This is a genomic window from Embleya sp. NBC_00896 (genome assembly GCF_045207785.1).
Taxonomy (GTDB): domain Bacteria; phylum Actinomycetota; class Actinomycetes; order Streptomycetales; family Streptomycetaceae; genus Embleya.
Genome location: NZ_CP108776.1, coordinates 5,760,593 through 5,786,545, shown reverse-complemented (window position 1 = coordinate 5,786,545; position 25,953 = coordinate 5,760,593). Strand labels below are relative to the sequence as shown.

The 25,953-nt window shown below is 70.3% G+C and carries 25 protein-coding genes and 1 pseudogene; 10 read left to right on the top strand and 16 right to left on the bottom strand.

All coding sequences use genetic code 11. From position 1 onward, the window contains the following. Positions 1-135: 135 nt before the first annotated feature. Entirely contained in the window at positions 136-618 is a 483-nt protein-coding gene (locus OG928_RS26235; protein WP_406288005.1) for a hypothetical protein, read from the bottom strand. Positions 619-764: 146 nt separating this feature from the next. Between OG928_RS26235 and OG928_RS26230 the strand changes: the two genes are divergently transcribed. Continuing rightward, entirely contained in the window at positions 765-1,775 is a 1,011-nt protein-coding gene (locus tag OG928_RS26230; protein WP_406288003.1) for a glutamate ABC transporter substrate-binding protein, read from the top strand. Here OG928_RS26230 and OG928_RS26225 read toward each other — a convergent pair. From OG928_RS26225 to OG928_RS26200, 6 genes and pseudogenes are all read right to left on the bottom strand, one after another. After that, the gene (locus tag OG928_RS26225) at positions 1,763-3,664 is read right to left on the bottom strand and encodes a propionyl-CoA synthetase (protein WP_406288000.1); all 1,902 of its coding nucleotides are present in this window, start codon (positions 3,662-3,664) and stop codon (positions 1,763-1,765) included. The genes OG928_RS26230 and OG928_RS26225 overlap by 13 nt on opposite strands. Before the next feature lie 141 nt (positions 3,665-3,805). Then, positions 3,806-4,024, bottom strand: a complete 219-nt coding sequence (locus OG928_RS26220; protein ID WP_406291216.1) for a winged helix-turn-helix transcriptional regulator — start codon at positions 4,022-4,024, stop codon at positions 3,806-3,808. A 150-nt stretch (positions 4,025-4,174) separates the two neighbouring features. Beyond that, positions 4,175-4,774 carry an SUKH-4 family immunity protein gene (locus tag OG928_RS26215; protein WP_406287998.1) on the bottom strand — a complete coding sequence of 200 codons (600 nt, stop codon included), beginning with the start codon at positions 4,772-4,774 and terminating at the stop codon, positions 4,175-4,177. Between the two features lie 8 nt (positions 4,775-4,782). Continuing rightward, positions 4,783-5,250, bottom strand: a pseudogene (locus OG928_RS26210) (DNA polymerase beta superfamily protein); the annotation flags it as partial. A gap of 306 nt (positions 5,251-5,556) precedes the next feature. Next, the gene (locus tag OG928_RS26205) at positions 5,557-5,919 is read right to left on the bottom strand and encodes a DUF397 domain-containing protein (protein ID WP_406287996.1); all 363 of its coding nucleotides are present in this window, start codon (positions 5,917-5,919) and stop codon (positions 5,557-5,559) included. Continuing rightward, a complete protein-coding gene (locus OG928_RS26200) occupies positions 5,916-6,740 on the bottom strand; it encodes a Scr1 family TA system antitoxin-like transcriptional regulator (RefSeq protein ID WP_406287993.1) in 825 nt (274 codons plus the stop codon). The genes OG928_RS26205 and OG928_RS26200 overlap by 4 nt, the downstream gene beginning before the upstream one ends. A 200-nt stretch (positions 6,741-6,940) precedes the next feature. On the opposite strand from OG928_RS26200, the gene OG928_RS26195 reads away from it, so the two are divergent. Continuing rightward, positions 6,941-7,348 (top strand): hypothetical protein, encoded by a 408-nt coding sequence (locus OG928_RS26195; RefSeq protein ID WP_406287991.1) that lies wholly within the window; start codon positions 6,941-6,943, stop codon positions 7,346-7,348. 10 nt (positions 7,349-7,358) lie between these two features. Here OG928_RS26195 and OG928_RS26190 read toward each other — a convergent pair whose 3' ends face one another. Continuing rightward, complete coding sequence (locus OG928_RS26190) at positions 7,359-7,706, bottom strand: hypothetical protein (RefSeq protein ID WP_406287988.1); 348 nt, start codon at positions 7,704-7,706, stop codon at positions 7,359-7,361. Positions 7,707-8,026: 320 nt separating this feature from the next. On the opposite strand from OG928_RS26190, the gene OG928_RS26185 reads away from it, so the two are divergent. Continuing rightward, entirely contained in the window at positions 8,027-8,473 is a 447-nt protein-coding gene (locus tag OG928_RS26185) for a hypothetical protein (RefSeq protein WP_406287986.1), read from the top strand. Here OG928_RS26185 and OG928_RS26180 read toward each other — a convergent pair. Further along, the gene (locus tag OG928_RS26180) at positions 8,434-8,781 is read right to left on the bottom strand and encodes a hypothetical protein (protein WP_406287985.1); all 348 of its coding nucleotides are present in this window, start codon (positions 8,779-8,781) and stop codon (positions 8,434-8,436) included. The genes OG928_RS26185 and OG928_RS26180 overlap by 40 nt on opposite strands. 268 nt (positions 8,782-9,049) lie before the next feature. Between OG928_RS26180 and OG928_RS26175 the strand changes: the two genes are divergently transcribed. Continuing rightward, the gene (locus tag OG928_RS26175; RefSeq protein ID WP_406287982.1) at positions 9,050-9,988 is read left to right on the top strand and encodes a MerR family transcriptional regulator; all 939 of its coding nucleotides are present in this window, start codon (positions 9,050-9,052) and stop codon (positions 9,986-9,988) included. Between the two features lie 134 nt (positions 9,989-10,122). Here the strand turns inward: OG928_RS26175 and OG928_RS26170 are convergent, their stop codons facing one another. Continuing rightward, entirely contained in the window at positions 10,123-10,668 is a 546-nt protein-coding gene (locus OG928_RS26170; protein WP_406287979.1) for a TetR/AcrR family transcriptional regulator, read from the bottom strand. A gap of 747 nt (positions 10,669-11,415) precedes the next feature. On the opposite strand from OG928_RS26170, the gene OG928_RS26165 reads away from it, so the two are divergent. Continuing rightward, positions 11,416-12,600, top strand: a complete 1,185-nt coding sequence (locus OG928_RS26165) for a 4-hydroxybenzoate 3-monooxygenase (protein WP_406287977.1) — start codon at positions 11,416-11,418, stop codon at positions 12,598-12,600. 61 nt (positions 12,601-12,661) lie between these two features. Here OG928_RS26165 and OG928_RS26160 read toward each other — a convergent pair whose 3' ends face one another. The 3 genes from OG928_RS26160 to OG928_RS26150 form a co-directional block, all read right to left on the bottom strand. Further along, the gene (locus tag OG928_RS26160; RefSeq protein WP_406287975.1) at positions 12,662-13,339 is read right to left on the bottom strand and encodes a hypothetical protein; all 678 of its coding nucleotides are present in this window, start codon (positions 13,337-13,339) and stop codon (positions 12,662-12,664) included. Positions 13,340-13,569: 230 nt separating this feature from the next. Beyond that, positions 13,570-14,409 carry an NAD(P)H-binding protein gene (locus tag OG928_RS26155; protein WP_406287973.1) on the bottom strand — a complete coding sequence of 280 codons (840 nt, stop codon included), beginning with the start codon at positions 14,407-14,409 and terminating at the stop codon, positions 13,570-13,572. A 108-nt stretch (positions 14,410-14,517) separates the two neighbouring features. Next, entirely contained in the window at positions 14,518-15,993 is a 1,476-nt protein-coding gene (locus OG928_RS26150) for a DHA2 family efflux MFS transporter permease subunit (protein WP_406287971.1), read from the bottom strand. Between the two features lie 122 nt (positions 15,994-16,115). Between OG928_RS26150 and OG928_RS26145 the strand changes: the two genes are divergently transcribed. Continuing rightward, the gene (locus tag OG928_RS26145; protein WP_406287969.1) at positions 16,116-16,856 is read left to right on the top strand and encodes a TetR/AcrR family transcriptional regulator; all 741 of its coding nucleotides are present in this window, start codon (positions 16,116-16,118) and stop codon (positions 16,854-16,856) included. A 149-nt stretch (positions 16,857-17,005) separates the two neighbouring features. After that, on the top strand, positions 17,006-19,900 hold the full coding sequence (locus OG928_RS26140) for a CHAT domain-containing protein (protein ID WP_406287967.1): 2,895 nt from the start codon (positions 17,006-17,008) through the stop codon (positions 19,898-19,900). Positions 19,901-19,929: 29 nt separating this feature from the next. Here OG928_RS26140 and OG928_RS26135 read toward each other — a convergent pair whose 3' ends face one another. Next, on the bottom strand, positions 19,930-21,930 hold the full coding sequence (locus OG928_RS26135; protein ID WP_406287965.1) for a caspase domain-containing protein: 2,001 nt from the start codon (positions 21,928-21,930) through the stop codon (positions 19,930-19,932). 187 nt (positions 21,931-22,117) lie between these two features. Between OG928_RS26135 and OG928_RS26130 the strand changes: the two genes are divergently transcribed. Next, entirely contained in the window at positions 22,118-22,876 is a 759-nt protein-coding gene (locus tag OG928_RS26130) for a hypothetical protein (RefSeq protein WP_406287963.1), read from the top strand. Between the two features lie 139 nt (positions 22,877-23,015). After that, positions 23,016-23,747, top strand: coding sequence for a TSUP family transporter (locus tag OG928_RS26125; protein WP_406287961.1), 732 nt, complete (start codon positions 23,016-23,018; stop codon positions 23,745-23,747). A gap of 11 nt (positions 23,748-23,758) precedes the next feature. Here the strand turns inward: OG928_RS26125 and OG928_RS26120 are convergent, their stop codons facing one another. After that, positions 23,759-24,088, bottom strand: coding sequence for a helix-turn-helix domain-containing protein (locus OG928_RS26120; RefSeq protein WP_406287958.1), 330 nt, complete (start codon positions 24,086-24,088; stop codon positions 23,759-23,761). After that, positions 24,085-24,456: a type II toxin-antitoxin system RelE/ParE family toxin gene (locus OG928_RS26115; RefSeq protein WP_406287955.1), complete on the bottom strand. Its 372-nt coding sequence runs from the start codon at positions 24,454-24,456 to the stop codon at positions 24,085-24,087. Before OG928_RS26115 ends, OG928_RS26120 begins: the two co-directional genes overlap by 4 nt. Before the next feature lie 227 nt (positions 24,457-24,683). Between OG928_RS26115 and OG928_RS26110 the strand changes: the two genes are divergently transcribed. Further along, positions 24,684-25,892 (top strand): DUF445 domain-containing protein, encoded by a 1,209-nt coding sequence (locus OG928_RS26110; RefSeq protein WP_406291214.1) that lies wholly within the window; start codon positions 24,684-24,686, stop codon positions 25,890-25,892. Positions 25,893-25,953 lie beyond the last annotated feature (61 nt).

The following is a 25,953-nucleotide window of genomic DNA, read 5'->3' as shown; positions in this document are numbered from 1 at the left end:
GCGCGCCCCGCACCAGGCAGCCGGGCCCGACCGAGCCCACCGGTCGCCCGTAAAACCGCAGCCATCAGCACCCACGCAACGGGCGGAGCGGTTGGGCACACCTCCCGATCAAGCCGCAACCGCAGCCCGGCCGCGTCAGCCCCGCTCCGCCCCCTGCGGCCAAATCACGCGCACAGGTGTGCCCACCGCACGGGCCTTGGCGACCACCTGGGCCGTGCCGCCGCGGGAGGGGGTCGCAATCCCGTCCCAGACCGCGAACACGACGTCGGCCGCCGCGATCAAGGCGTCGTTGGCCGCCGCGTACGCGTCCTCCGAGGCCACCCGAAACGGCATCACCCGGACCTCCGCCGCGTGCGCGATCAGGTGGTCGAAGCTCTCGCGGTACTCGGGCCCGACCTTCGCCACGCCGTAGTCGGCCGACGGCAGCAGCACCACGAGTCGGCCCCCGAGGTCGAGTACGGCGCGCGCGAAGATCGCGTCGGCGCCGGCCGCGAGGCAGCTGTAGCCGGTGAGTTCGTGCGGGGCGATATCCGCCAGCAGACCACGGAGCGCCTTGTCGATCAGCGGTACGGTCTCGGCCGAGATGTTGATATGCCCCGTGATGCCATAGCTCGTCACGCGTGCTCCAGTCGTCGTGGCACGGTTGAGGGAACCCCCCATAGTTTGCCGAACCCGCCGAAATTTCCGCCCGCCCGGGTCAATAATCGGAGCACGCCGACAGCTCGTCTGGTCGTGGCGATCCCGATCCGGACTCAGGGGGCGGCATGCATTCGCGGATTCGTCGCATCGTGGTCGCGGCCTCCGCCGGCGTACTGGCCACGACGCTCGCGGCGTGCTCCGGTTCGGCCACGGGCCGCCCGGCCGAGGTGGGCGGCCCTCGCGGCCCCGAGCCGCCCGTGTCCGGGGCGCGTCCGGCGACTCCGGAGGACTATCCCCGGCTCTCGACCGCCCCGGCGTGCGACCCGCGCCGGAGCCTCACGCCGCCGGCCACGCTCCCGGCCCCCGGTCGGATGCCGGCGGGTTCGACCATGGAGACGATCCGGACGCGCGGATACCTGATCGTCGGAGTCGACCAGAACACCCGCTTCTTCGCGGAGTTGAACCGGCGCAGCCACGAGATCGAGGGCTTCGACATCGACATGGCCAAGGCCCTCGCGAAGGCGATCTTCGGCACGGGCCCCGACGGCGACGAGCGCATCCGGTACAAGGTCGTCACCCAGGCGCAGCGCATCGCCGTGCTCACGACCGGCCAGGTGGACGTGGTGATCGACACGATGACGATCACCTGTGCTCGCAAGCAGCAGGTGGCCTTCAGCAGCGACTACTACACCGACGGCCAGCGGGTCCTGGTCCGCTACGACTCGGGCGTCACCGGGCTCGCACAGCTGCGCGGCAAGCGCGTATGCACGGTGCGCGCGACCACGTCGATCGCCTTCCTGCGCGACGATCCGGCGGGCGTCCTGCCCTACGCCGTGGACAACTGGACCGACTGCCTGGTCGCGTTGCAGCAGGGCGAGGTGGACGCGATCTCGACGACGTCCGCGCTGCTGGCCGGACTTCGAGCCCAGGACCCCGACACCGAGGTGGTCGGCCGGCCCTTCACCGACGAACCACACGGCATGGCCTTCCCGTTGGCGAACCAGGACTTCGTCCGATTCGCCAACGGGCTCCTGGAGCGGATGAAGCGGGACGGCTCCTGGCAGGCGCTGTACGACCGATGGCTCGCCGGGCCGCTGGGCGCGCAGCCCCCGCCGGCCGCCTCCTACGCCGACTGATCGCCCGCCAGGGTCGGCCGCAGCGTCTCGATCACCGCCGGATCCTCGATGGTGGAGGGCAGTTCGGGCCGCTTGCCGTCCGCGATCTCGCGCATCGTGCGGCGCAGGATCTTGCCCGATCGGGTCTTGGGCAGCGCCGACACCACGTCCACCCGGCGCAGCGCGGCCACCGCGCCGATCCTGTCCCGCACCAGCTCGACCAACTCGCCTGCCACCTCGCCCGGTTCGCGGTCGACGCCGGCCTTGAGCACGACGAGGCCACGCGGCACCTGGCCCTTGAGCTCGTCGGCCACCCCGATCACCGCGCATTCGGCGACGTCCGGATGCGCGGCGAGGACCTCCTCCATCGAACCGGTGGACAGCCGGTGTCCGGCGACGTTGATCACGTCGTCGGTGCGGCCCATGACGTACACGTAGCCGTCCTCGTCCTTGCGGCCGCCGTCGCCGCTGAGGTAGTAGCCGGGGAAGGCGGTCAGGTAGGAGGCGATGTAGCGCTCGTCGTCGCCCCACAGCGTGGCCAGCGTGCCGGGCGGCATCGGCAGCTTGATCACCACGGATCCGTCCACTCCGGGCGGGACTTCGGCCCCCATCGGGTCCAGCACGCGGACGTCGTAGCCCGGCACGGGCAGCGTCGGCGAGCCGGGCTTGGTCGGATGCGGTTCCAGGCCCATCGGGCAGGCCACGATCGGCCAACCGGTCTCGGTCTGCCACCAGTTGTCCACGATGGGGATGCCGAGCAGGTCGCCGGCCCAGCGGTAGGTCTCGGGGTCCAGCCGCTCGCCCGCGAGGAACAGCGCGCGCAGCGCGGAGAGATCGTGCCCGGCGAGCAGTTTCCCGTCCGGGTCCTCCTTCTTGATCGCCCGGAACGCGGTCGGCGCGGTGAACAGCATGTTCGCCCGGTGCTCGGCGAGCACCCGCCAGAACGCGCCCGCGTCCGGGGTGCCGACCGGCTTGCCCTCGTACAGCACCGACGTGGCGCCGGTCAGCAGCGGTGCGTAGACGATGTAGGAGTGCCCGACCACCCAACCCACGTCGGACGCGGTCCAGCTCACGTCGCCGGGCCGCACGCCGTACACGTTCTCCATGGACCAGCGCAGCGCGACCGCGTGTCCGCCGTTGTCGCGCACGATGCCCTTGGGCGGGCCGGTGGTGCCGGACGTGTAGAGGATGTAGAGCGGATCGGTGGCCGCGACGGGCACGCATCCGGCGGGTTCGGCGTCGGCCATCGCCGCGTCCCAGTCCAGGTCATGGTCCGTCAGCTCGGCCCGCAGCTGCGGGCGTTGCAGGATCACGCAGCGCTCGGGCGTGTGTGCGGCCTCCGCCAGCGCCGCGTCCACGAGCGGCTTGTAGGCGATCGTCCGGGTCGGCTCGATCCCGCAGGACGCGGCCACGATCACCCTGGGTCGGGCGTCGTCGATCCGCACGGCCAGTTCGTGCGCGGCGAAGCCGCCGAACACGACGGAGTGCACGGCGCCCAGTCGCGCGCACGCGAGCATCGCGACGACGGCCTCGGGCACCATGGGCATGTAGAGCACGACCCGGTCGCCCTTGCCGACGCCCAGATCGCGCAGGACGCCCGCGAAGCGGGCGGTGAGGTCGAGCAACTCCCGGTAGGAGTAGGTCCGTCGGGTGCCGGTCACGGGCGAGTCGTACACGAGTGCGGCCTGGTCGGCGCGCCCGCCCGCCACATGCCGGTCGAGCGCGTTGAAGCAGGTGTTCAGCTCGCCGTCCGGGAACCAGCGGTACAGCGGCGCCCGCGAGTCGTCCAGCGCCCGGGTGGGCGGCGTGACCCAGTCGATAGCCGCGGCCGCGTCGAGCCAGAACCCGTCCGGGTCGTCGAGGCTTCGCCGATAGGCCGACTCGTACGCTCCGTCGGTGTTGTGGCTCACGCGCGGTTCCTCCCGGTAGTCCCGTAGGGCCGCTATGTAACCCTGCCGCCCGCCGGCAGGGTCCCGACGCCGGGGGCCGAAGTCAAGACGACCGGGGCACGGGTTCGCGCCGACGGGAATCGCGGATCGCCGGCCCCGCCGTCAGGTGCCGTGCGGGTCCGGCCGGTTACCGGCCGGCGAATCGTCGTACGCCGCGCGGGCGGCAAGCAGTGTCGGGAGATGGTCGCGGCTCCAGGCGCGCGCCACCTCGACCAGGCGCAGCGGGCGGCGGCCGAGCGTGGTCGGTTCGTACTCGATCCTCGGCGGGTTCTCGTCGTACGCCGTTCGGGTGACGAGGCCGTCGCGCTCCATCGCGCGCAGGGTCTCGGCTGGATCCCGAATTTCTTCGCCGAGACGAACGACGTCCTGCTGTCCGACCTCGTCGCGGCGGGCGTACCCCGGCTGGCCCTGATCGGCCTGTTCGTGAATACACCTCGAACCGACTCCGGCGGCGCAGCAACGGGCGAGCTGTCACGTGTACTTCGGATACAGCCCGTCGGTGAAGGAGTCGAAGTAGTGCGGCCAGAGACTGCCGTCCGCATATGCGGTCGGATCGCGCGGCTCGATCTCCGCCCGGATCAGTTCGGCGGCGCGCCGGTACTCCTCGTGGGACGGCCCGGTGTACGGGACGCCGGGGGTCCGATGGGTGCGCGGGTGCTCCCGTTCGAGGAGGTGGAGCATGCGGCACAGGGCGGAGAGGTCCCCGTTGATCGGGTAGTACTCGTCGCCGTCCTCCGCGAAGGAGTGGATCACTCCGTCGGCCACGCACAGGAAGACGTACCAGTACTGGATCCCCCCGAGCAGCACGACCGGCCCGACCCCGTCGAGGTCCACGAACGGAACCGCGTCGTCCTCGTCACCGAGATCCAACATGCGCGATCGTTGTAGCCCGCCATCGGCGGCGATCGGCGGGCAGATCTGAAACAGCCCTTGGGGGATGCCGACTTCGCACAGAAAATCGAGATCCTCGGCCCGCACCTCGATCCCGTCCAACGCATCACGCGACGCCCGGATCACCTGCGCCTCGGGGAAGACCTCCAAGAGCGTGTCGCGGTCCACATCGAAGAGCATCGACCGCCTCACCCCACCGTCCCGAGCCGCACCGAAACCACCAACTCGTTCATCTCGGAGCGGACTTGCGGCGCCTCGGGCAACGCCGTGAGCCCTTCGGCGACATCCAGCTCGGCGTGGAGAGCGGCAACGTCCTCGGCGATCCGGTCATGGTCCGGGGCGCCGGATACCGCGCTCAACAGCCCGTGCTCGGCGGCCGACTTCGCCCGTACGAGATCGTCGACGTACGCGGGCGCCGGCACGAGTCCGGTCAACATGGGCAGGTCGGCGACCACCTCGTGACTGCGCATCAGATGAATGCCGGTCAGGAGCACTCGCAACGTGTAAAGCAGCGGCTTGAGTTCGCCGGTCCGCTCGAACAGCCGCCATTGCGTGTTCGCGAAGCCCCGGTAGTGCCGTGCGTGATGGCGCGTCAGGAGATCCGGCGCGAGGCGGACCAGTTCGGCGTGCACGGGCGTGGAGTGCACGACGAGCGGGCGAGGTCGTCCGGCCGGGGCGGCGTCCGGGCTTGCGTTGGGGCCAGGTGATCGCCGGCCATGGCCGCCCCCTCGCGCAGTGGTTACCCGGTGGAGCCTATGAACTCCGGAGCGTCGCGGTCAAGATGCGGACAACGCCCGTGCGCAGCCCTCATGCGCGCATCGTGGTCGGTTCACCAGGCGGCGCCGGCGACCTGGCGGGTGGCGGCGTTGACGCGGTTCCAGACGTTGACGGTGGCGATGGTGAGGGGTCCTGACACGCCAAGAGCCGGAACCCGTGGGCGGGCTCCGGCTCTTGGGGACGCGTCAGGCTTCGGCGCGGGCCAGGAAGGTGTGCCATTGGTCGTGGCCGAAGTCGAGAATCGGGCCGGCGGCGACCTTGGAGTCACGGACGTGGACACAGGTGCAGGCGGCTACCTCGACGCATTGGCCGCCTTCGCTGCCGCTGTGGGGGCTCTTACGCCAAGCGACCTCGACGCAGTCTCCGCCTTCGTTTCCGCTGTAGCAGCTCTTGCGCCAGGCGACCTCGACACATTGGCCGCCTTCATTGCCGCTGTGGGAGCTTTTGCGCCACGCGACTTCGACGCAGTCTCCGCCCTCACTGCCGCTGTAGCTGCTCTTGATCCACAGCAGCCCAGTACTGGAACGCGCGTATTGATCAATGCTCATGAGTCTCCTAGCAGCTGCTCGATGAGGCGCGCAGATTCTCCGGTCGGGAGTGCCTGCGCGCGCAGGATCCCATATCGCTGTGTCAGAATGCTTACCGTCTCCGGGTCCGACATCAGCTGACTGCGCCCCTGCCCCTCAACGTACGCAAGAGACTTACGGTCCTTCGTTTCGATCAACGTCATCGGGCCGTCAAAGCCGGCATGCTCCTCACGGTCCAGCGGCATGATCTGAATCGTTACGTTGCGCATCCGCGATGCCTCCAGCAACCGGGACAGCTGCTCATGCCGTACGGCTTTTCCGCCGATTGGGCGGCGCAGCACCCATTCTTCGATCACGAAGCCCAAAATGGGCGCGGGCTTCCGCGTGAGAAGCCTCTGGCGGTCCAGTCGGCCCTGTACTCGGCGTTCGATCTCATCGTCGTCCAGAGGCGGACACCGTGCCCCGAAGATCGCCCGCGCGTACTCCTCCGTTTGCAGAATCCCCGGGACGACCAAGGACTCGTACTTGTACATGCTGATGACCCCGGCCTCCAGCAACGCGAACTTCGCGAAGAACGCCGGATACCGAGCCGCCTCCAGCATCGGCAACCCCGCCAAGATCACCCCCTTCGCGACCAACGCCTTGTCCGCCTGCCGGACGAACTCCGCGCTCGCGATCCGTTCCGCGCGCTCCACCATCCCCACCTGGGACTCGGAGTAGCCGACCGCCTCGCCCAACTGCGCCTGGCTCCACGCCTTCGCGACCCGCAACTTCCTCACGACCTCGCCGAAGAAGCGCAGTTCGGGGGCGGGGTCACCACCCGATCGATCCGCCGCTGACATCACAACACCATCCAGGGCCCACATCCGCCCACACCGCCGCCCCTGCGATCGCACAGCGTCCTGCTGTGCCCGCGAATGCACTTCGCACGTTAGGGAGGAATGCCGACGCTTTTCTCATGAATCTCGAAAACCGGACTCCAAATGAGGAATCCGAACAAGATTGCGAAACGTCGACCCCGGCCACGTGCAACATTGATTGGTTGCGGCCCGATCGCGTATGGGCCCCTCCCCCGATCTGGGTACCGCCCACCGGCCACTCGCTGCGCAAGGTCGGCGTGTTCTTCGACGCCGTTCGCGTCCCACTCCCCCTCGGCGAGGACATCGCGGCCCGCCTGATCGCCGCCGCCAAAGGCGACCAGGGCCCGATCATCCGCGACCGCAACCGCTGGATGTACTTCCTGATCGCCCCCGGCTCCGCCGAAGCCCACACCTGGCCGGCCGGCGTCACCTGCCTGACCAGCCGCACCGGCAGGACCCAGGACGCCTACATCGGCATCCCCGGCCTCTACGGCGAGACCTGGCCCCTGCACTGGCGCCGTCCACCCGTGGGCGAACGGCTGGTCGACGGCGCCCGGTTGGCCGGCATCCTGCGTACGTCGCCGACCTGACCGCCGAAACTCAGCCCGCCACCGGCACGACCGTCCGCGCCTCGACCCGCACCCGCGCGCCGAATCGTGCTTCGAGCGTCCGCTTGGCCGTCGCGAGGTCGCCACGCACCCCGACCTTCAGCACCTCGCAGTCCTGCGGAATCGACACCGAGGAGACATCGAAGCCGGTCGTGGTCATCCCCATCACGTCCTGCCGGATCCGCTCCGCGTCCTGGTGCGAGTACCGCGTGTCGCGGAACCGGACGGTCGTGCCCGCCGCCAACTCCCGCACCTTGGCGTCGAATCCGGCATCGGGCACGCGGTACACGGTGAAGCCGTCCGACTCCAGGGATATACCCGAATAGACCTTGGGCCCCAACTGCTCCCCGCTCCCCCGCACCCGATCGGCAGCGGCCCGTACCTCACCGGACCCGGGCACATCACCCGACGGCATACCCGACGGCCCCCCGCCGGCAGGCAGGTTCGGCGCGGTCGACGGCCCCGGCCCCGCCGATCGGTTCGGTGCGGCCGATTCGGCCGATCCGGCCGATCCCGAATCCGTCCGCCCGTCCTCCCGCCCGCAACCGACACTCAGCGCGGCGGTGACCAGCACCACGGCCAACGTCCCGCCCAATCGCTTTCCCGGACTGCTCGACATGTCACAGACTCCCTTTACACAGAACGGAAACAATGCCCGGCATGGGAACAGACATCCACGGCTTCGTGGAGTGCCGTACGTGGCGCCCGGGCCGCGCCGTCGGAGAAGTTGAGTGGTGCGCCGCCATCGACCTGTCGCTCCTTGGCCTGAACCGGGAATACGAGGTCTTCGACTGCCTGTTCGGCGTCCGCGCCTCGGGCCATTGGCGGCCCGTCGCCGCCGACCGCGGCCTGCCATCCGACGCATCGACCACCACCCGCGCCGAACTCGCTGACCGGTGCGATGTCGCCTTCGGCAGCACGTGGCTCGACTGGCCCGAGGTCACCGCGATCGACTGGGACGAACCGGCTCTCCCGCGCGCCACCCACATTGCCCGATATCGCCAACTGCCCGACCAATCGCGCAAGTTGGTGCACCGCTCGGTTTGGCCCCGAGGCTTCGCGAGGGCTCAATCGCTCTCCAACTGCGGGAGCCGGCGGAGCATGTAGACGGAGGCCGCCACGGCAACCACGTAGGCGGCCAGGGTCAACCATCGCCAGAGATTGCCGCGGCGGGTGTGGGGCCACGCCCACGAGACCAGCGCCACGCCCACGGACAGCAGGATCAACCCGCCGGACTGCTGCCACGTGGCCCGGCACCCGCTCTCCTCGGTGCAGCTACTGGGTACGAAGATGTACATCAAGCCCAGAAAGCCCGTGACGGGGATGAGCAGCAGGGTGACGACGGTCGGGAGCGCCCACCAGTAACGCGCGCGATCCGAGGGCGCGGGCGGGTCGGGCGGGGCCGCGGGGCTCATCGGCTCGATGTTCACGCGCCACCGCCCGGCAGGACACCGGCACCACCGGACCGCGCCGGCGGGCCCGCGACCGGCGAGGGCGTCCAGAGGGTCGAAAGTCCGCGTTTCGAGCGGTCGTCGTTTCGCATGGCCGTGTGACGGAACGAGACCCGGGCCGGTTCCCTCGGCCCCTTCGACGCCGCACCAAGCCCCCTGCCCGGGCTCGGACTTGCCCGCTCCGGGCCGATGGGCTTGAGTCTCCGCCCAGGGGAGACACGAGGGTGAGGACATGGACGGCCACACGCGTTACTCGATCGGTGACCTGGCCCGACGGACCGGGCTGACGGTCAAGGCCATTCGGTTCTACTCCGACCGCGGAATCGTGCCGCCGACCGACCGCAGCCCGGCCGGCTACCGCCGCTACGGCGTCGATGCCGTAGCCCGCTTGGACCTCGTACGAACGCTGCGCGACCTGGGACTGGACCTGCCCACGATCCGCAAGGTCGTGGACCGGGAGGTCTCGCTTCCCGAGGTCGCCGCGGCGCACGCCGACGCGCTCGCGGTGCGGATCCGCACGCTGCGCCTGCGGCACGCGGTGCTGACGGCAGTGGCCGAGCGCGGGTCGACCCCCGAGGAGATGGAGCTCATGCACAAACTGGCCAAGCTCTCCGAGGAGGAACGTCGGCGTCTGATCGGCGACTTCCTCGAAACCGTCTTCGGCGACCCGGATGCCCACCCCGAATTCGTGGGCATCCTTCGCTCGCTGACCCCCGAGTTGCCCGACCACCCCGAGGCCGAACAGGTCCAGGCATGGGCCGAGTTGGCCGAACTGTCCCGGGATCCGGACTTCCGCGCCGCCATGCGGCGGATGGCCGAGCAGTACACGGCCGAGCGCGCCCAGGGCGACCCCACGGGCCCGCGCCGCGACATCGCCGCGATGGTCCGTGATCGGGTGCGGCCGGCCCTGGTGGCCGGCCTGGACCCGGCCTCGGCCCAGGCCGATCCGGTTGTCGCGGAGGTCACGGCCCGATACGCGCACGTCTTCGGCCTCCCCGACGACGCCGAAATCCGGCGCCGACTCTCGACCTGGCTGGAGACCGTGAACGACCCTCGCCGGGAGCAATACCTCGAACGACTCTCGGTCATCAACGGTTGGCCGGCCCCGGAGAGCCTGACCCCGGCGCTCGACTGGTTCGTCCGGGCACTGCGCGCCCGAACACCGGCATAGCGATCGACCCGGCCCCGCACGCGTATGCCCACGGTGTCGCCGCGACGGTTGACCCTGACGCAGGGTCGACTTCTCCGCATGGTCGGCGTGATCAGGGGTCGCCGGTGGTCACGGCCAGTGGAGCTGCAAGCAGGTCAGCGGTGTACGCCGAGGCCGTCGAGGACGATCCCCACGGCCCGGTCGACGGCCTCGCCCTCGCCGGGTGTCGCCACGTGGGCGAGGGCTCGGACCAGCATGGACACGTCTTCGACCGTGGCGTCCGGGCGGGCGGCCCCGGCGGCCTGGGCGCGTTCGAGCACCAGCCGGATCGCGGCGAGGAAGCTTTGAGCCGCCGCGTCGACCGGCTCGGTCGGCCCGTGGCCGTCGGCGGGCAACAGGCTCAGCAGAGTCAATTTGGTGGGTCCGGTCGACACCAGGACGCGCACCAACGACGCGAACGCCTGCCCGGGGTCGGCCTCGTCGGCGAGTCGCCGTGTCTCGTTCTCCAGCTTCTCGAGGTAGCGCACGGCGGTGGCCTCGATCAGGTCCTGCTTGGTGGGGAAGTGCCGGAACACGGTGGCGATGCCAACCTGGGCTTGGCGGGCGATCTCCTCGGTGGAGGCGGCCGCGCCCCCCGTCCCGAACACGTGCTCGGCGGCGAGCAGGATGCGCTCTCGGTTCGCCGCACCGTCTCGACGCATGTACGAGCATCCCTTGCTATCCGGAGTGATGACTCCGTATGATCCGGAGTGCAAACTTCGTTTCATGGTAGAGGAGCACCCATGCCGCGCGCACCGGCGCCACCCTCCAGAAGCTGACCAACCGTGTCGCGAAGCTCGTCGCCGTCCCATTGATTCCTGGGCCTGGTGCCGCGCCCGGCACTAGGGCCTGTCTTCAATCCCGCGTCGGGCTCCGCGGCGTCCGGTGCCGTGCATCGGCGTGCCGGGGAAGCGCTCGCATAGTGGTTCTATTCGGGCGGTTCACCGGGGCGGCGAGGTGCGGTGCCGGGCGTCGCGGTGCTCGGCGTGGGATTGAAGACAGGCCCTAGAGCCCAGCGACCCCGTGGATGCGCCCCGCGCGCACTCAACCTTCGTTGCGGCGCCGCCTGTCGGCGTCATCACGGCCCTGCGCGCCGAGCGCATCCGCCTGAACGAGTCAACCGAACCGGCGTCAGGGCCGGCAGTAGCCACGAACGAGGTGCTTCACAGCCCCGTTCACGGGGCGCGGAAGCCCCACGCCGGGCCCACCGGTTTCGCTGTGCGAACGAGCTGGGCACACGCGAGACCGCTCGGACACCGAACGAGTGGTGGCAGCCCAAGCCCTGAAGTCATTTCCACACCACGGCCGACCCGGCTCCCCGAATCGCCGGGCAGAAGGCGATGCCCGAGTGTGGGGCAGTCATGCCGCGGTCGGCCTGCAACCACCTTTTCCAGGGAGTGTTTCAATCAATGTCCGAAGCGGACGAGAACACCACCGTAGTAATCGTAGGAGCGGGAGTCGCCGGACTTACCCTTGGCAACTTCCTGCTGCGCAGTGGGATCGGTTGCGTAATCCTGGAGAAGCGCAGCCGTGAGTACGTCGAGCAACGACAGCGAGCCGGGGTCATCGACACCCGGGCGGTACGCATGTTCCGTGAATGGGGACTCGAAGACAGGGTGATCGGGGGTGTCCCCTTCGAGCTGGTGATGAACTTCCGGATCGACGGCGAGACGCGTCCCCTCGAATTCGGAGCGGAGGATCACGGCGACGGGCGTTTCTGCCCTCAGCAGGTACTTGTCAGGAATCTCATCGACGTCTTCGTCAGCGACGGCGGAGACCTTCGCTTCGACGCCGACGTCTCATTGGAGAACATCGTCGGCGACGAACGCCCACTCGTTCGGTATCGAGACAGCGCCGGCTCGACGAGGGTGGTCGGCTGCGAGTTCGTCGCCGGCTGTGACGGCGACCGCGGCGTCAGCAGGGCAGCCATCCCCAGCGACTCTCTCACGCGTTACTCCCACGAGTACGGATACGCGTGGCTGACCATCTTGGCGGAGGTTCCCGCCAATCATCAATCCATGATGGCGCTACACCATCGTGGATTCGCGGGGCAGTTCGCTCGCGGTCCGCAAGCAAGTCGCTTCTATCTGCAGTGCCCGCTCGACAGCTCCACGTCGCAATGGACGGACGAGCAAATCTGGGACGAGATCGAGACTCGCTTCGGTGAACCCGTCGCCACCAGGGGTCGGATCACCAGTACACAGCTGGTGCCGCTTCGAAGTGTGGTGAACAGCCCGATGAGCTACGGCCGGCTGTATCTGCTCGGGGACGCCGCTCACATTGTTCCTCCGATGAGCGCGAAGGGAATGAATCTCGCCCTGCACGACGCCGAGGTGTTCGCGAACGCCGTACTCCATTACCAGAACAAGGATCACGATTCGAGCCTGCTGGACAGCTACTCGTCGACGTGTCTTCGTCATGTATGGAACTATCAGGCGTTCGCGGCGTGGTGGACCGAATTGGTGCACAACTCCGGGGACGCTTCGTATCAAGGTGAGTTCCGGCGCCAGATCGCCCGGGCGGACCTGGAGCGCCTGTTCGAGTCCGAATCGGCGAACCGTCTGTTCAGCGAGTTCATCACCGGGCTGAACTAGTCGCGACCGCCCTCACCGGCTTCCGGGAGCCCGCACTCCGGAGCAGGGCACGGCCACAGCCCTACAGGCGGTCGTACCAGCCCGGATGGCTGTTGTGGAGGGCGGCCAGGGCGAGCAGGACTCGGGGGTCCGCCTGTCCCGGCGGGAGGTCGTACGAGTCCGTCGTGCCCACGCTCCCCGTGTACTCGAATACGCGGGTGCCGCTGTGCCGCCAGATCGTGTGCATCGGCAGCCGCGGCGCCTTCCCGCCCAGGACCGCCACGGCCATCATCAGACCCCACAGCGGCGACAGCGCCCACCACGCGATCCACCCGAACGTCGTCCCCTTCGCCGCGTGCAGCGTGGGCCCGTGTGCCGGCCGGACCGTCCAGGAGGTCCGTCGCAGCCGCCGGACGCTGCCCTGTTCGCGGTACACCGTGGCCAAGTGCTCGCCGTTCGCGCCCGTGATGCTGTACACCGCGTAGTCCGCGGCGGCCGAGTCCGTGCCCACTGCGGCGATCCGCTGCCGGCGGGCGCGGTCGGCCCACAGGGTCAGTCGGCGCGAGGGGGAACTGCCCATACCGTCGGTGGGGGCCGCCTCGATGTACGCGATGTCCTCGTAGTGCCGCTCGCCCTGCGGACGGATCCGGACGATCGGCCCGACCCACGTGTGCTCGGGGACGTCCCTGGCTTCATCAGCCTGGAGCGCGCGGCGTACCTCGATTGCGGCACCCGCGCCGGTGTGAAGCGCGACGGTCATGTGCATCCAGAGTTCGGAGATCGGCCGGTCTGGACAGCAGGGTAGACAGAGCGACAACCTCGTGGGGCGGGAGGGACCGAGAACCCCACCAAAGCATGGTCCGACCAGGCGGATCACGCCTGGCCGGACGGTACGAAGTCGTCATGTCTGTACGGTTTTGGCACGCCGGACGGGCTCGAACCGCCCGTCCGGCGTGCGTGGGCGGACCGGCGAAAGTACCGGTCACCGCACTATGCGATCGCGAAGTCCGCGCGGCGAGCCTGTGCCCACTCGCGGAACGTACGGCCGGGCTTGCCGGTGATCGCCTCGGTCGTGCCGGAGACGGGCTCGGGGTCGACGGCCGCCTGCCACAGGTCGAGCAGGGCGTTCGCGTAGCCGTCCGCCATGAAGTTGGTGAGCTGCGCGAGCGCCTCCTCGCGGGTGACGGCGACGAACGGCAGGTCGCGGCCGAGTACTTCGGTCAGGATCGCGATCTGCTCGACGAAGGACAGCGACTCGGGACCGGTCAGGTCGAGCGTCTCGCCGAGGTGGTCGCCCGCCACCAGCACGGCGGTGGCGACGTCGGCGATGTCGTCCTCGTGGATCGAGGCCACCTGGGCCTCGGGGTACGGGAGTTGGATCGGGCCGCCACCCATCAGCTGGTACTTCCAGCCGATCGCGTTGGCGGCGAAGGCGCCGGGGCGCAGCACCGTGTACGGGATTCCGGACTCGACGACCGCGACCTCGACCGCGTGGTGGCTCGCCGCGAGCGGGTTGCTCTCGGGGTCGGCCACGGCCACGGACGACGACGACAGCAGCACGATGTGGCGGACCTCGGCGGCCTGGGCGGCCTTGACGAAGTCGGCGATGCCGGAGGCCTCGGCGTAGAGGAAGACGCTGTCGATGCCGCGCAACGCCTCGGCGGCGGTGGTGGGTTCGCGCAGCGAGAGTCGCACGGCTTCGACGCCGGCGACCGGTTCGAGCTCGGCCGGGTCACTGCTCGCGATCCGGACGCTGTGACCGGCGGCGACGAGGCGGGCGATGACGCCACGAGCGACACTGCCGCGGGCTCCGGTGACGAGAGTGGTCATGACAGTGAATATCCTTTGTGAGTCGGTAAATCAGGATTGGTAAGTCTTCGAGTCGGTGAGCGAACGAGCCGAGGGGCAAGGAGCCGAAGCGCCGAAGACGCAGGCTACTCAGCCCTCGTGCGGCCGGGCGTGGCGCGGCAGGAGGAAGACCAGGGCTGCGGCGAGGAGGCCGAGGCCGGCGACGGCGAGCGAGCCGGCGGCCATCGCGTAGGCGGCGGAGTGGTGTTCGGCGAGCTGGAAGAACAAGGTGGTGATCCCGGCGACGCCGAGGGCGCCGGCGAGCTGCTGCATCGCGGACAACGAGCCGGAGGCGCTGCCGAGTTCGTGGTCGGCGACACCCGCGAGGATCACATCGAACAGGGGGGCGAACACGGCGCCCATGCCGAGGCCGGCGACGAACAGCGGCGCGATCAGGTCGACGCTCGCCGTGTCCTGACCGTAGTGGGTGACCACCACGGCGAGACCGATCAATCCGGCCATGTTGATCGCGACACCGATCAGCAGCAGGTAGCGGCCGAGCTTGGCCATGAGTACGAAGCTCGCGATCGAGGCGACGACGATGCCGACCGCGATCGGGGCGAGGGTGAGACCGGCCTTGAGCGGGCCGTAGTGCAGGTGGAGCTGGACGAACAGCGACGTGATGAGCATGAAGCCGGCGGTGCCGGCGAAGAACGCGAGGCCGAACAGCATGCCGGTCTTGTAGGCCCGGTTGCGCAGCAGCGAGGACTCGATCAGCGAGTGGGTGCTGCGGCGTTCGCGAAGGATGAAGCCCGCGAAGGCGAGGACGCCTGCGACGAGGCACCCGAACGTCCAGGCGGGCCAGTCGGCCTCGGGGCCCTGGATGAGCGGGAAGATCACCAGCGTGGAGGCGACGGTGAGCAGCGCGGCGGCGACGAGGTCGATCCGGACGCCGGGGTTGGGGTCGTCCTTGGGGATGTAGCGGATGCCACCGAGGACCGCGGCGAGGCCGAGCGGGACGTTCATCAGGAAGATCGAGCGCCAGCCGGTGCCGAACGGGTCGAGGTGGATCAGCGCGCCGGCGAGGATGGGTCCGCCGACGGCGGAGAGGCCGAGCACGGGGCCGAACGCGGCGAACGCCTTGCCGGTCTCGCCGGGCGGGAAGACGGACTTGAGGATGCCCAGGCCCTGCGGGATGAGCAGGGCGCCGAAGGCACCCTGGGCGACGCGGGCGGCCACCAGCAGTTCGGGTGACGGGGCCAGCGCACAGAGGAGGGAGGCGACGGCGAAGCCGCCGGCGCCGAGCAGGAACAATCGTCGCCTGCCCCAGCGGTCGCCGAGTCTGCCGCCGATCACGAGCAGGACGCCGAACGCGAGCGTGTAGCCGGAGGCGAGCCACTGGAGCAGCGACGCGCCGCCGCCGAGGTCGTCGCGGACGGACGGGCCGGCGACGTTCGTGACGGTGGCGTCGAGCAGGTCCATGACCTCGGCGACCAGGATGATCGCGAGGATCCGCCAGCGCCAGGCATGCGCGGAGGACCGAACGGGCTCGATGGTCGCGGCCGGGGACCCGGCGGGGGACGCGGCCAACGGAGCGGCCCCTTCGGATGCGGTGGCGATGGTCATCGGTACTCCTTCGTAGTGGTGTCCGCGCTCTTCGGTTTCGGAAGTCGTTTTCTCGAAGAACACCGTTCGTTACGAACAACGTACGTCGCGAACGCTGTTCCGTCAAGGCGTATACTCAGGGCATGCCGAAATCACCCAGCGGATCCCGACCGCCCACCTCCGAGCCGGTCAGCCGGCGTACCCGACCGGCCAAGGCCGCGCTGAGCGCGGACGCGCTCGTGTCCGCCGCGCTCGCGATCCTGGACGCCGACGGGCTCGACGCGGTGACCATGCGCCGGGTCGCACAGGCCCTGGATACCGGCCCCGCCTCGCTGTACGTGTACGTCGCCAACCGCAACGAGCTGCTCGCGCTGGTCTACGACCGCGTGCTCGGCGAGATCCCGCTGCCGGCCGTCGGCCCGGTCGGCGCGCCCAACCCGCGGTGGCGCGAGGAGCTGGTCGAGCTGATCCAGGCCGCGATCACCATCCTCGGCGGCCATCGCGGCATCGCGACCGTGGCCCTGGGCGACGTACCCACCAGCCCGAACGCGCTCGCGGTCGCCGAGACGATCCTGGGCCTGCTCGCCGGTTCGGGCATCGACGACTTCGCCCGCTCGCTCGCCCTCGATCTGATCAACCTGTACATCACGGCCGCCGCGGCCGAGCAGTCCGCGTACTTCGACAAGGGCGCCGAGGGCTTGACCGAGGAGAGCGCGGTCGCGGCGATGGACGAGGAGTTCGCGAAGTTGTCGGCCGCGGACCACCCGCACATGGTGTCGATGCGCGACGCGCTCACCCGGGGCTCCGGCGACGTCCGCGACGCGTGGTCGATCGACGTACTGCTCAACGGCATCGTGGGCACCCCCGCCCCCGCCGAGGAGTGATCGGACCTCGGCCGACCGCTATCCGCCCACGATTCGCCCGGGGGTCGGTCGGTCGGCGCGGTACCCCGGGCGCATCCGTGAACTACGGTCGGAACCCTTACCCAGCAGGCCGGTTTCGGCCGCGGAGACGGTAACGGGGATGTGACGGGATGCCGGGTCGACCGAACCGCGTCGATGAACTGATGCTCAAGATCCACGAGTCCGGCTTGACCGGCCTGATGGATCCGGAGCGACTCTCGAGACTGGCCGCGTTGATCCGCGCGCACATGGAGTGCGCGACGATCGACGACGCCTTCCATCGGTTGTACGAGGACTGGCTCGAACTACCGCAGGGATCGGCACATCGCCGCGTGCAGGCGACGAACATCGCCCAACTGGTCCCGCTCATGCGGATGCAGGGCGCTCGGGTGACCCCGGAACAGGACCGCAGGCTCCGGGCCGCCGCGGCGTCCGAACCCGAGACCGGCCCCGAGGTCGCCACCGCGGACACCACCCCCTCCCCGATGTGGGACCTGATCTCCCTCGCCAACCAGGGAGCCGGCGACGGCTTCGGCACCGCGACCGTCGACCGGGCCCAACTGGAGGCCGCCCGCCTGGACATGGAACGCAACCGGGCCGCCGCCGGGCCGCCCGGAACGGCACGGCACGCCACGTTCGAGGTGGGATACGCGACGCTCGTGTCGTACCTGGCCCAACTGGACAACGCCGGGGACGACTTCGACCGCTCGGTGGTCGAACTCAAGCGCCTGCGCGCACTCCCGGAACTGCCGGACCAGTCACGGCGGCTGCTGGACGTCCGGATCGCGATCTGCGAGGCACAACAGGCCCAGGCCCGACACGACCCCGCGGCGCTCGCCGCCGCGACCGAGCGGCTGTCGTCCGCGATGACGCTGGTGGACGGCGCGGAGGTGGGTCGTGAGGACATGAACGGATTCCTGGCCGCCAACCGACCGCTGCTGGCGAGCGTGGCCCGACCCGCCACCGAATACCTCGACGATGCGACGGACTTCGTCCCGGAACCCATCGCCGAGGTGCGCAGGCGGGCGGCTCGGGAACTGCCCGGCGCGCAGGCGGTCATTCTCGTACACGCCGCCTACGCACGGGCCATGCACGGGGTCGGCCGCCGGGACGCGCTCATGCTCGCCGAGGCCGTCGAACTCCTGGAGGAGACCCTGGAAGCGTCCGAAGAGGGCGCGACCCGGCTGCACTTCCTGTGCCTGCTCGGCGGGATCCAACACTTCCTGGCCGTCCTGAAGGAGGACGCGGCGCTGCTCGACCAGAGCGTTTCCTGCCTGGCCCGCGCGGTCCGGTTGCTCGACGGGCCGCAGGATCCCGCGTGGGCGCAGGCCGCCGCGGCCCTGGGCCGGGCGTACCGCTCGCGCGGCGACGCGGCCGGCGCCGATTCGCGATACGGGCTGGCGAACCTCGCGGCCTCGCGCCGCGTCGGGTTGCAGGCCCTCCAGGCATTCACGTGGTCCGTGCTGCTCCAGTCCGGAACCGCGCACGCGACGGCGTCGGGCGCCCAGGCCGCCGGCGAGGCGATCGCGATCGCCCGCTGGTGCGTGGCCGACGAGGCGTACGAGGACGCCGTGCGCGCCCTGGACGCCGGGCGGGGCCTGGTGCTGCACGCGGCCACCGTGTCGCGCACCGTACCGACGCTGCTCGACGCGGCGGGGCACGATGCGCTCGCCGCCGAGTGGCGCCGCGTCGGCGCCGTCGAACAGCCCATCGCGGACGGGTTCTCCGCCCCGTCGACGGGCGTACCGAGCGAACTGCGGCGTCGAGTCCTGGCCGCGTTGAACGGCACCCCGTACGCACGCCGACTGCTGGAGGTGCCGCCGCTCGCGGAGATCACCGCGGCGCTGGACCGCATCCACGCGGACGCGCTCGTGTACCTGATCCCGGCGGACGAGCACGGTGGGGACGGCTCCGACAGTCTCGGCATCACCCACGGCGCCGCGCTGATCGTCCCGGCGAAGGGCTCTCCGCACGTCCTGGAACTGTCCGAACTGCGCACGGTCGCACCGGCTCTGACCGCGTATCAGGCCGCCGGGTCACCGGGCCGCGACGCCGGCGGCCCGATCGACGAACCGACCCCGCCACCCGCCGCGCCGCCCCCGCATACGTCCCGCCAGGCGCGCGCCGCGCTGGACCGGCTGTGCGCGTGGGCCGGAGAGAGCGTCATGGCCGAGCTGTTGCCCGCGCTGCCCCGGCCCCTCGGGCGGGTGCCGTCCGTCGTGCTGGTGCCGATGGGGCAGCTCGGCCTGGTGCCCTGGCACGCGGCGTACACGCTCGCGAACGGGAAGCGGCGCTACGCGACACATGACGCGCAGTTCTCCTCGATCCCCTCCGCGCGACTGCTGTGCGAGGTCGCCGGTCGCGAGACGGGGACCGGGACGGCCGGCCGAGCCGACGACGTGCTGATCGTGGGCGACCCGACCCGCAACCTGCGGCACGCGGGCGAGGAGGCCCGGGCGATCCACTCCGTGCTGCACCCGCGCGCCCGCTTCCTGGACCATCGCGACGGCACGCCGGCCGAGGTCCTGGCCTGGCTCGCCCGAACCGCCGGCGGCACGCTGCACCTCGCCTGCCACGGCACGGTCGACCCCGACGGACCGCGCACCGCGTGGCTGAGCCTCGCCCGAGGGGATTTGGCCGCCGAGGATCTGACGGAGCGTCCGGGGACCCACGGCGGCCCCGATCTCGTGGTGCTGGCCGCGTGCCTGACGAACGTCTCCGGGCGCGGCTACGACGAGGCGTACAGCCTCGCCACCGCGTTCCTGGTGGCCGGCGCCCGCTCGGTCCTCGGCTCGCTGTGGCCGGTGCCCGACGACGCGACGTCGTTGTTGATGTACATGACGCACCACTACCTGAAGGAGCAACGGCAGACACCCGGCCAGGCGCTGCGCAGCGCGCAGTTGTGGATGATCAACGACGGGCGCACGGCCCCGCCGGGGATGCCGGCCGATCTCGCGGCGCGGGTACGCGGCATCGACGGCGAGGATCTCGCGGGCTGGGCGGGCTTCACGCACCTGGGCTGGTGACTCGGGGCACGGCGGCGCGCACCCTCGTGTCACGGCACGACGGTGCGCACCTCGACCATGGTGGTCCCCCAGCGTGCGACCGGGCGCGGCGCGGCTCCCATGTCGCGGGGCCCACTCACGGACTCGGGCACGGTCAGACGCAGCACGCCGGCGACTCCCTCCGGATCGACTCCCCCGCCCGCTCCCCGCGCCGCCGCCGTGTGCGGATCCCACGCCGGCACCAGGAACGGCTCGATGTTGAGCTCGTTCTCGGCGACCACCAGCCGCAGCCAGTCCCGTACGCTCGCGCCCGGTCGTACCGCGCGCCCTTTCGGGAGGTAGAGCCACACCGGTTTGCCCTCGCGGGCCAACCCCGCGCGGCCCGGTCCGACGAAGTCGCCCGGGTACAGCGTGGGCTGCGACGCGTAGCTGTCGGTCAGGTCCAGAAGCACGAACCACAGCTTGCGATCGGAGTGGTTGTGCAGGCGGACCCGGACCTGCGGCGGGCTGCCGCCGTCGGGCAGGTACGAGCACACGAACTCGCCGCCCGGGCCCAAGGTCAGGCCGCCCACCAGCGGCTCGATCTCGATCTCCACGAGAGCGGACAACGAGGGATCGGGGTTGGCCAGGTCGCGGATGCGGTGCCAGCGGGCCACGTGGGCCAGGCAGGCGACGACGCGCTCCGCGTCCGCGGGTGAGGTCAACGGGAGCGGTTCGACCAGGCGCCCGCCGCCCGCGCCGAGGATCTCCGCGACCCGACGATGCGCGACCACGCGCAGGTCGAGTCCGCCCGAGCCGGTCGGCGCCTCGAAGCCCGACACGGCGAGCGCGTCCTGGACGAGACCCGCGCCGTACCGCTCCCCCGAGACGGTGACGGTCGGCCCGGGCAGCGCGAGCGCGGACGGGGTGACCGGATACACCCGGGCCGGATCGGGCCGCCAGTCGAGAGGCCGCACATGGCACGCCTCCGGACGGACCTCGACGACCTCGACGACGTCAAGGGTGTCGGTGGGCGCGTCGGGTGCGGCCACACCCGACGCGCGCTGGTCGGCCCTCACGACGAACTCCCCACCCACGCCGCGCAGTCCGTGTGCGCTACCGCAATCGATCTCCCACTCCCCACCCACCCGTCGAAGCAGGAACGACGAAGTACCGCGAACAGCGGGCACCCGGGCCGATCCGCCGAGCAGCGGCAGATCGCCGGAGCCGACGAGCGTGGGGTTCTGATCGGGGCGCAACCTCCGTACCCCGGCGTCCGTCAGCGCGTGCAGCTCACGGATGGACGAGCCGGGACCGGCCTCGTCGAGGACACGCAGGAGCGTGTGACTGAGGTATCCGCGCACGACGTCCTTGATCACCCCCTCGTGTGCCGGCTGATCGACCCGCGCGGCGGCGATCGCGACATGACGCGGCAGCTCGGGACCGGGCGTCCCGGCGCCCCGATCGAGCGCGAACCTCGCCACCCCGTCGGCGCTTTCGGACCCGTTACCACTGCCCGGCCCGCGCCAACTGCCCGGCCCATAGCCACTTTCGCGCCCATGTCCGTTTCCGCGTCCACGGCCACCCGCGGGCCCACCCGTCCACGTCCCCGAAAGACCCCGCACGGTCGCCCCCCTCCGGGTGGCGCCGCCCGAGTAGCAACAGTCGAGCACCGCGACGACATGCACCCCCTTTCGCGCGATGTCGTCCAGCAGCGCGCCCAACTCCTTGTCGGGCAGGCAGAATCCGCCCGGGTCGAGGCTGTCCGCGCAGACCAGGGCCTGACCGCGGCCGGTCCCCTCGGTGGGATCGTCCGTCCGCCCGTCGATGCCGTGCCCGGAGAACCAGAACAGCGCGGTGTCACCGGCCCCGGCCTGCCCGAGGTGCGTGCGCAGGCCGGCCAGCACCGCCGCGTGAGTCGCCTCGCGGTTGCGCAGGACCCGAACCGCGGGCGCTCGCAGACCCATGCGATCGAGCCGGCGTTCCACGGCGTCCACGTCGTTGACGCAGCCCTTGAGTGGTGTCACCGGATACGTGTCGATGCCGACGAGGAACGAGTACACATGGCCCATACGAGCAGCCTGCCAGGGTCGAACGGGCGGGTGCGGACCGAACCCGGGCGAAGTCGGGGCGCGTTCGGGCCGGGTTCCGGTCGGCGTCCGGAAATCCCCGCGCGCGGGGCGGCCGTTGCGCTTCACTGAACCCCGCTCGTGCGGACGCCGACCCGGTCTCCGCGGATTCGGGGGGAGCTGGTAATCCATGCTGGGTTGGCTGTTGGGCTTCGGGTGGGGTCTGACGCAGATCGTGTTCGTCTGGGTGTTCGCGTTCGTCGGCATCCTGCTGACGCTGACGGCGCGTGCGGCCGGGTGGACCTCGTACGGCATGGTTCGCTCGGCCGTGACCACCGGCGTGACGCTGTTCCTGGCCTGGCGCTACGGCTTCGGGCCGCACGGGATGGGCAAGTTCACGGTGCTCCTGCTGAACAAGTACGCGGCGATGGCGCTCGTGGCCGCGTCCCTGGTACCGCTGCTCGGCATTGTGATGATCTCGCTCGGCCAACCGGGAGATCGGTGGAACCGCGCGCGGCGACTGGCCTGGAGCGACGACGGGATCGGGCCGGTGGCCACGATCCTGGCCCTGGCCCTGGCCGCCGCAGGCGTGATGTTCGCGTGGACGCACGTGGTCGTCGATCTGCGCGGGAACGAGTTGATCCAGATCCCGGTCGTGCTGATCCTGATCGTGCCGACCATCGCGTTCCTGCTGATCGTGCCGGTGTTCGCGGTCGGCTCGGTGTTCAACGCGGGCAACGCCCACCCGATCCTGCCGCCCCTCGCGGCCCCGTTCCTGGTGATCGCGGCGATCGTGGTGGACCGCTTCGCCGACGGCGTCATCGCAACCCCCGAACAGCTCGGGAACCTCGTCTCGATCGCGGCCCTCGTCGGCGTCAGCGTCCTGAGTGCCCTGGAGATCCGCCAACTCCGCGCCACGGGCCGAGGCTTCCGCAGCCGGATCACCTAGAACGGGCAAACCTTCCGGTCACGTCGCCGGATCAGCCAGGGGGTACAGCCATCCGGCGAGGCCGGCCCGCGGCCCACCCGCCACGCCACGTCCGGTATAGCTGTCGGGTCGTCAGAATCCGCCGGCCCGAGGATGTTCCGTGTCCGATGTCTGGTCCGTGGCTCTCCTCCTCGGCGGAATCGTCCTCCTGGGCGCGTCGGTGCAACGACTCACCGGCATGGGATTCGCCCTCGTGTCCGCCCCCGGCCTGGTCCTGCTGCTCGGGCCGGCCCAGGGGGTCGTCCTGTCCAATTTCGCCGCCGGCACGATCAGCGCGATCGGCCTGGCCGGCTCCTGGCGCCGAGTGCGCCTGGCCTCGATGCTGCCCCTGGTGATCGCGGCCGGGTGCACCGTGCCGCTCGGGTCGTGGGTGGCCGAGCGCCTCCCCGAACCATGGCTGCTCTCCGGTGTCGGCGCCGCGGTGTGCGTCGCCGTCCTGTTCGTGATGCGCGGTGTACAGGTACCGGCCCTACGGGCCCGCCGCGGCGCGGTGGCGGCCGGCGCCGCGAGCGGCTTCATGAACTCCTCGGCCGGCGTCGGCGGCCCGGCGGTATCCCTGTACGCCCTCGACGCGGGCTGGACCGCCGCCGAGTTCCTCCCGAACGCCCAGTTCTACGGCGTCGTGGTCAACATCCTCTCGGTCGCGAGCAAGACCCCACCGCACCTGACCACCCCGGCCTGGACCACCACCACCGCGGCCCTCGTGGCCGGCGCCGGCATCGGCCGCTTCCTCGCCGCCCGCACCCCCGAACACCGCGCCAAGACCACCGTTCTGTGGCTGGCCCTGGCCGGCGGCACCGTCACCCTGGCCAAGGGCCTGTGGACGCTGTGACGCCGATCGCCTCACGCCACCCGAAACGACAGGTCACCGATGCTCACCGTCACATCGAGGCGGCCCCCCAACGCGGCCGCATACGAACGCAGAGTCTCCAACTCCATCGCTTCCAGGTCCCCGGTCTCGATCTGCGAGACCCGGGACTGGGAGACTCCGAGCACCGCCGCGACCTCCGCCTGGGTCCTTCCCAACGACTTGCGAAGTTCCTTCAGGTGAAAACCGACGACATAGGCGTCCATTTCCGCACGAGCCCGCGACTGCACCGCCGGGTCCGCCAACGTCGGGTCGACTCGATGGGCCTCGGCCTTCACATCCTGCCAGCGCCGCGCGGGACTCATGATCCTTGCTCCTTTTGCTCCGTGCGGTACTCGTCATAGCGAGCTTCCGCGAGCGGGATCGCTTCTTCGTACCACCGCGACCACCGGCCGGCTTTGTCACCGGCCACGAGGAAGATCGCTTGTCGGTCCGGATCGAAAACAAACAGTATGCGAATCTCGGTTCGCCGCCGTGAAGCCGGACGCAGTTCCTTGAGATTCGGCAGTCGGCTCCCTTGAAGGGTGTCCACCAACGGCCGGCCTATCGCCGGTCCCCGTTCGGCCAGTAGGTCGATGGCCTCCGCAATGAGGGCCGCCGAATCCGGTTCGGTCTCGCATAGCTTCAGGAACCAGCTCTCGACCGGTTCCAGAAGGCAGATTTCCCATGGCACCTATCAAATATAACGCCTGACTCATACCCACCCCGACGTGCGAGCACACATGTCGGGGTGGCCACGTCGATGTGGCGGTGTCGTGCGGGCTCTCGTGTGGGCAGATGATCAGAATGGGCGTCATGGTTGATCCGGCCGAGTCTCCGCCACCCGCTCCTTCGCGTTCCGTGTCCGGTGGGGCGGTTCGCACGGCCTCCGAGGAGGAGAAGCTTCGGGGCGTGCGGCGGATGAAGGTGATCGCGACCGGGTTCTTGGTGTTCGCGACCGTTTTGTACATACTCGCGCGGTGGGCGGAGTCGCGGGGGGCCGGAGCCTGGGCCGGATATGTGCAGGCGGCGGCGGAGGCCGGGATGGTCGGTGCGATGGCCGACTGGTTCGCGGTGACCGCGTTGTTCCGGCGCCCGCTCGGTCTGCCGATTCCGCACACCGCGATCATTCCCACCCGCAAGGACGCTCTCGGCCGCAATCTCGGCGACTTCGTCGGGGAGAACTTCCTCTCCGACTCGGTGGTCCGACAGCGGCTGACCCGGATGGAGGTCTCGCGGCGGGCCGGTGCCTGGCTCGCCGCGCCCGGCCACGCCGAGCGGGTCACCGAGCAACTCGGCGCGCTCGCCCGCGCCGCGCTGACCGTGCTGCGCGACGAGGACGTGCAGACCGTGTTCGGGCAGGCGATCACCCGGCGCGTCTCCGCGCACGCGGTGGCGCAGCCGATCGGCGAGCTGCTCGACCGCCTGGTCCGCGACGGCGCGCACCACGGCCTCGTCGACCTGGTCGCGGGCAAGGCGCACGATTGGCTGGACCTGCACCGCGACGCCGTCCTGCGCGTGGTCAACGAGGAATCCCCCGGCTGGTCCCCGCGCTTCCTGGACAAGCAGATCGCCAACAAGGTGCACCGCGAACTGGTCCGCTTCGCGGCCGCGGTGCGCGACGACCCGGAGCACCCGGCCCGGCTCGCGATCGACAACTTCCTCGCCGAGGTGGCCCGGGACCTACAGAGCGATCCCCGGATGATCGCGCAGATAGAGGGTCTGCGGGACCGCACCATCGCGCACCCGGCGGTCCAGGAGCTGATCGCGTCGGTGTGGGGCGCCGCCCGCGCGATGCTTGTCGAGGCCACCGAGGACCCGGACAGCGAACTGCGCAGCCGGGTCACCGACGCCGTCCGCTCACTGGCCGTCCGGCTCGCCGAGGACCCCCGCATGCGCGGCAAGGCGGACCGCTGGATCGAGCAGGCCGCCGCCTACATCGTGACCACCTACCGCGACGAGATCACCGCCCTGATCACCGACACCGTCGGCGCGTGGGACCCCAAGGAGACCAGCCGCAAGATCGAGATCAACGTCGGGCGCGATCTCCAGTTCATCCGCATCAACGGCACCGTCGTGGGCGCGCTGGTGGGACTGCTCATCCACACGCTGACCCGGATCCTGAGCTGACCGGGCCGACCCGGCTCACCGGGCAGGCCGAGCAGGCCGAACCGACCAAGCAGGCCGGGCC

What these genes read in the sequence shown, in the direction of transcription:
- OG928_RS26170 (WP_406287979.1), bottom strand. Translation starts at nt 10,668, where the DNA reads ATGCGTCGAGACGGTGCGGCGAACCGAGAGCGCATCCTGCTCGCCGCC.
- OG928_RS26150 (WP_406287971.1), bottom strand. Translation starts at nt 15,993, where the DNA reads ATGACCATCGCCACCGCATCCGAAGGGGCCGCTCCGTTGGCCGCGTCC.
- OG928_RS26110 (WP_406291214.1), top strand. Translation starts at nt 24,684, where the DNA reads ATGAAGGTGATCGCGACCGGGTTCTTGGTGTTCGCGACCGTTTTGTAC.
- OG928_RS26180 (WP_406287985.1), bottom strand. Translation starts at nt 8,781, where the DNA reads ATGAGCCCCGCGGCCCCGCCCGACCCGCCCGCGCCCTCGGATCGCGCG.
- OG928_RS26160 (WP_406287975.1), bottom strand. Translation starts at nt 13,339, where the DNA reads ATGACCGTCGCGCTTCACACCGGCGCGGGTGCCGCAATCGAGGTACGC.
- OG928_RS26120 (WP_406287958.1), bottom strand. Translation starts at nt 24,088, where the DNA reads ATGAGTCCCGCGCGGCGCTGGCAGGATGTGAAGGCCGAGGCCCATCGA.
- OG928_RS26130 (WP_406287963.1), top strand. Translation starts at nt 22,118, where the DNA reads ATGCTGGGTTGGCTGTTGGGCTTCGGGTGGGGTCTGACGCAGATCGTG.
- OG928_RS26165 (WP_406287977.1), top strand. Translation starts at nt 11,416, where the DNA reads ATGTCCGAAGCGGACGAGAACACCACCGTAGTAATCGTAGGAGCGGGA.
- OG928_RS26185 (WP_406287986.1), top strand. Translation starts at nt 8,027, where the DNA reads ATGGGAACAGACATCCACGGCTTCGTGGAGTGCCGTACGTGGCGCCCG.
- OG928_RS26135 (WP_406287965.1), bottom strand. Translation starts at nt 21,930, where the DNA reads ATGGGCCATGTGTACTCGTTCCTCGTCGGCATCGACACGTATCCGGTG.
- OG928_RS26140 (WP_406287967.1), top strand. Translation starts at nt 17,006, where the DNA reads ATGCCGGGTCGACCGAACCGCGTCGATGAACTGATGCTCAAGATCCAC.
- OG928_RS26215 (WP_406287998.1), bottom strand. Translation starts at nt 4,774, where the DNA reads ATGCTCTTCGATGTGGACCGCGACACGCTCTTGGAGGTCTTCCCCGAG.
- OG928_RS26200 (WP_406287993.1), bottom strand. Translation starts at nt 6,740, where the DNA reads ATGTCAGCGGCGGATCGATCGGGTGGTGACCCCGCCCCCGAACTGCGC.
- OG928_RS26230 (WP_406288003.1), top strand. Translation starts at nt 765, where the DNA reads ATGCATTCGCGGATTCGTCGCATCGTGGTCGCGGCCTCCGCCGGCGTA.
- OG928_RS26205 (WP_406287996.1), bottom strand. Translation starts at nt 5,919, where the DNA reads ATGAGCATTGATCAATACGCGCGTTCCAGTACTGGGCTGCTGTGGATC.
- OG928_RS26155 (WP_406287973.1), bottom strand. Translation starts at nt 14,409, where the DNA reads ATGACCACTCTCGTCACCGGAGCCCGCGGCAGTGTCGCTCGTGGCGTC.
- OG928_RS26145 (WP_406287969.1), top strand. Translation starts at nt 16,116, where the DNA reads ATGCCGAAATCACCCAGCGGATCCCGACCGCCCACCTCCGAGCCGGTC.
- OG928_RS26175 (WP_406287982.1), top strand. Translation starts at nt 9,050, where the DNA reads ATGGACGGCCACACGCGTTACTCGATCGGTGACCTGGCCCGACGGACC.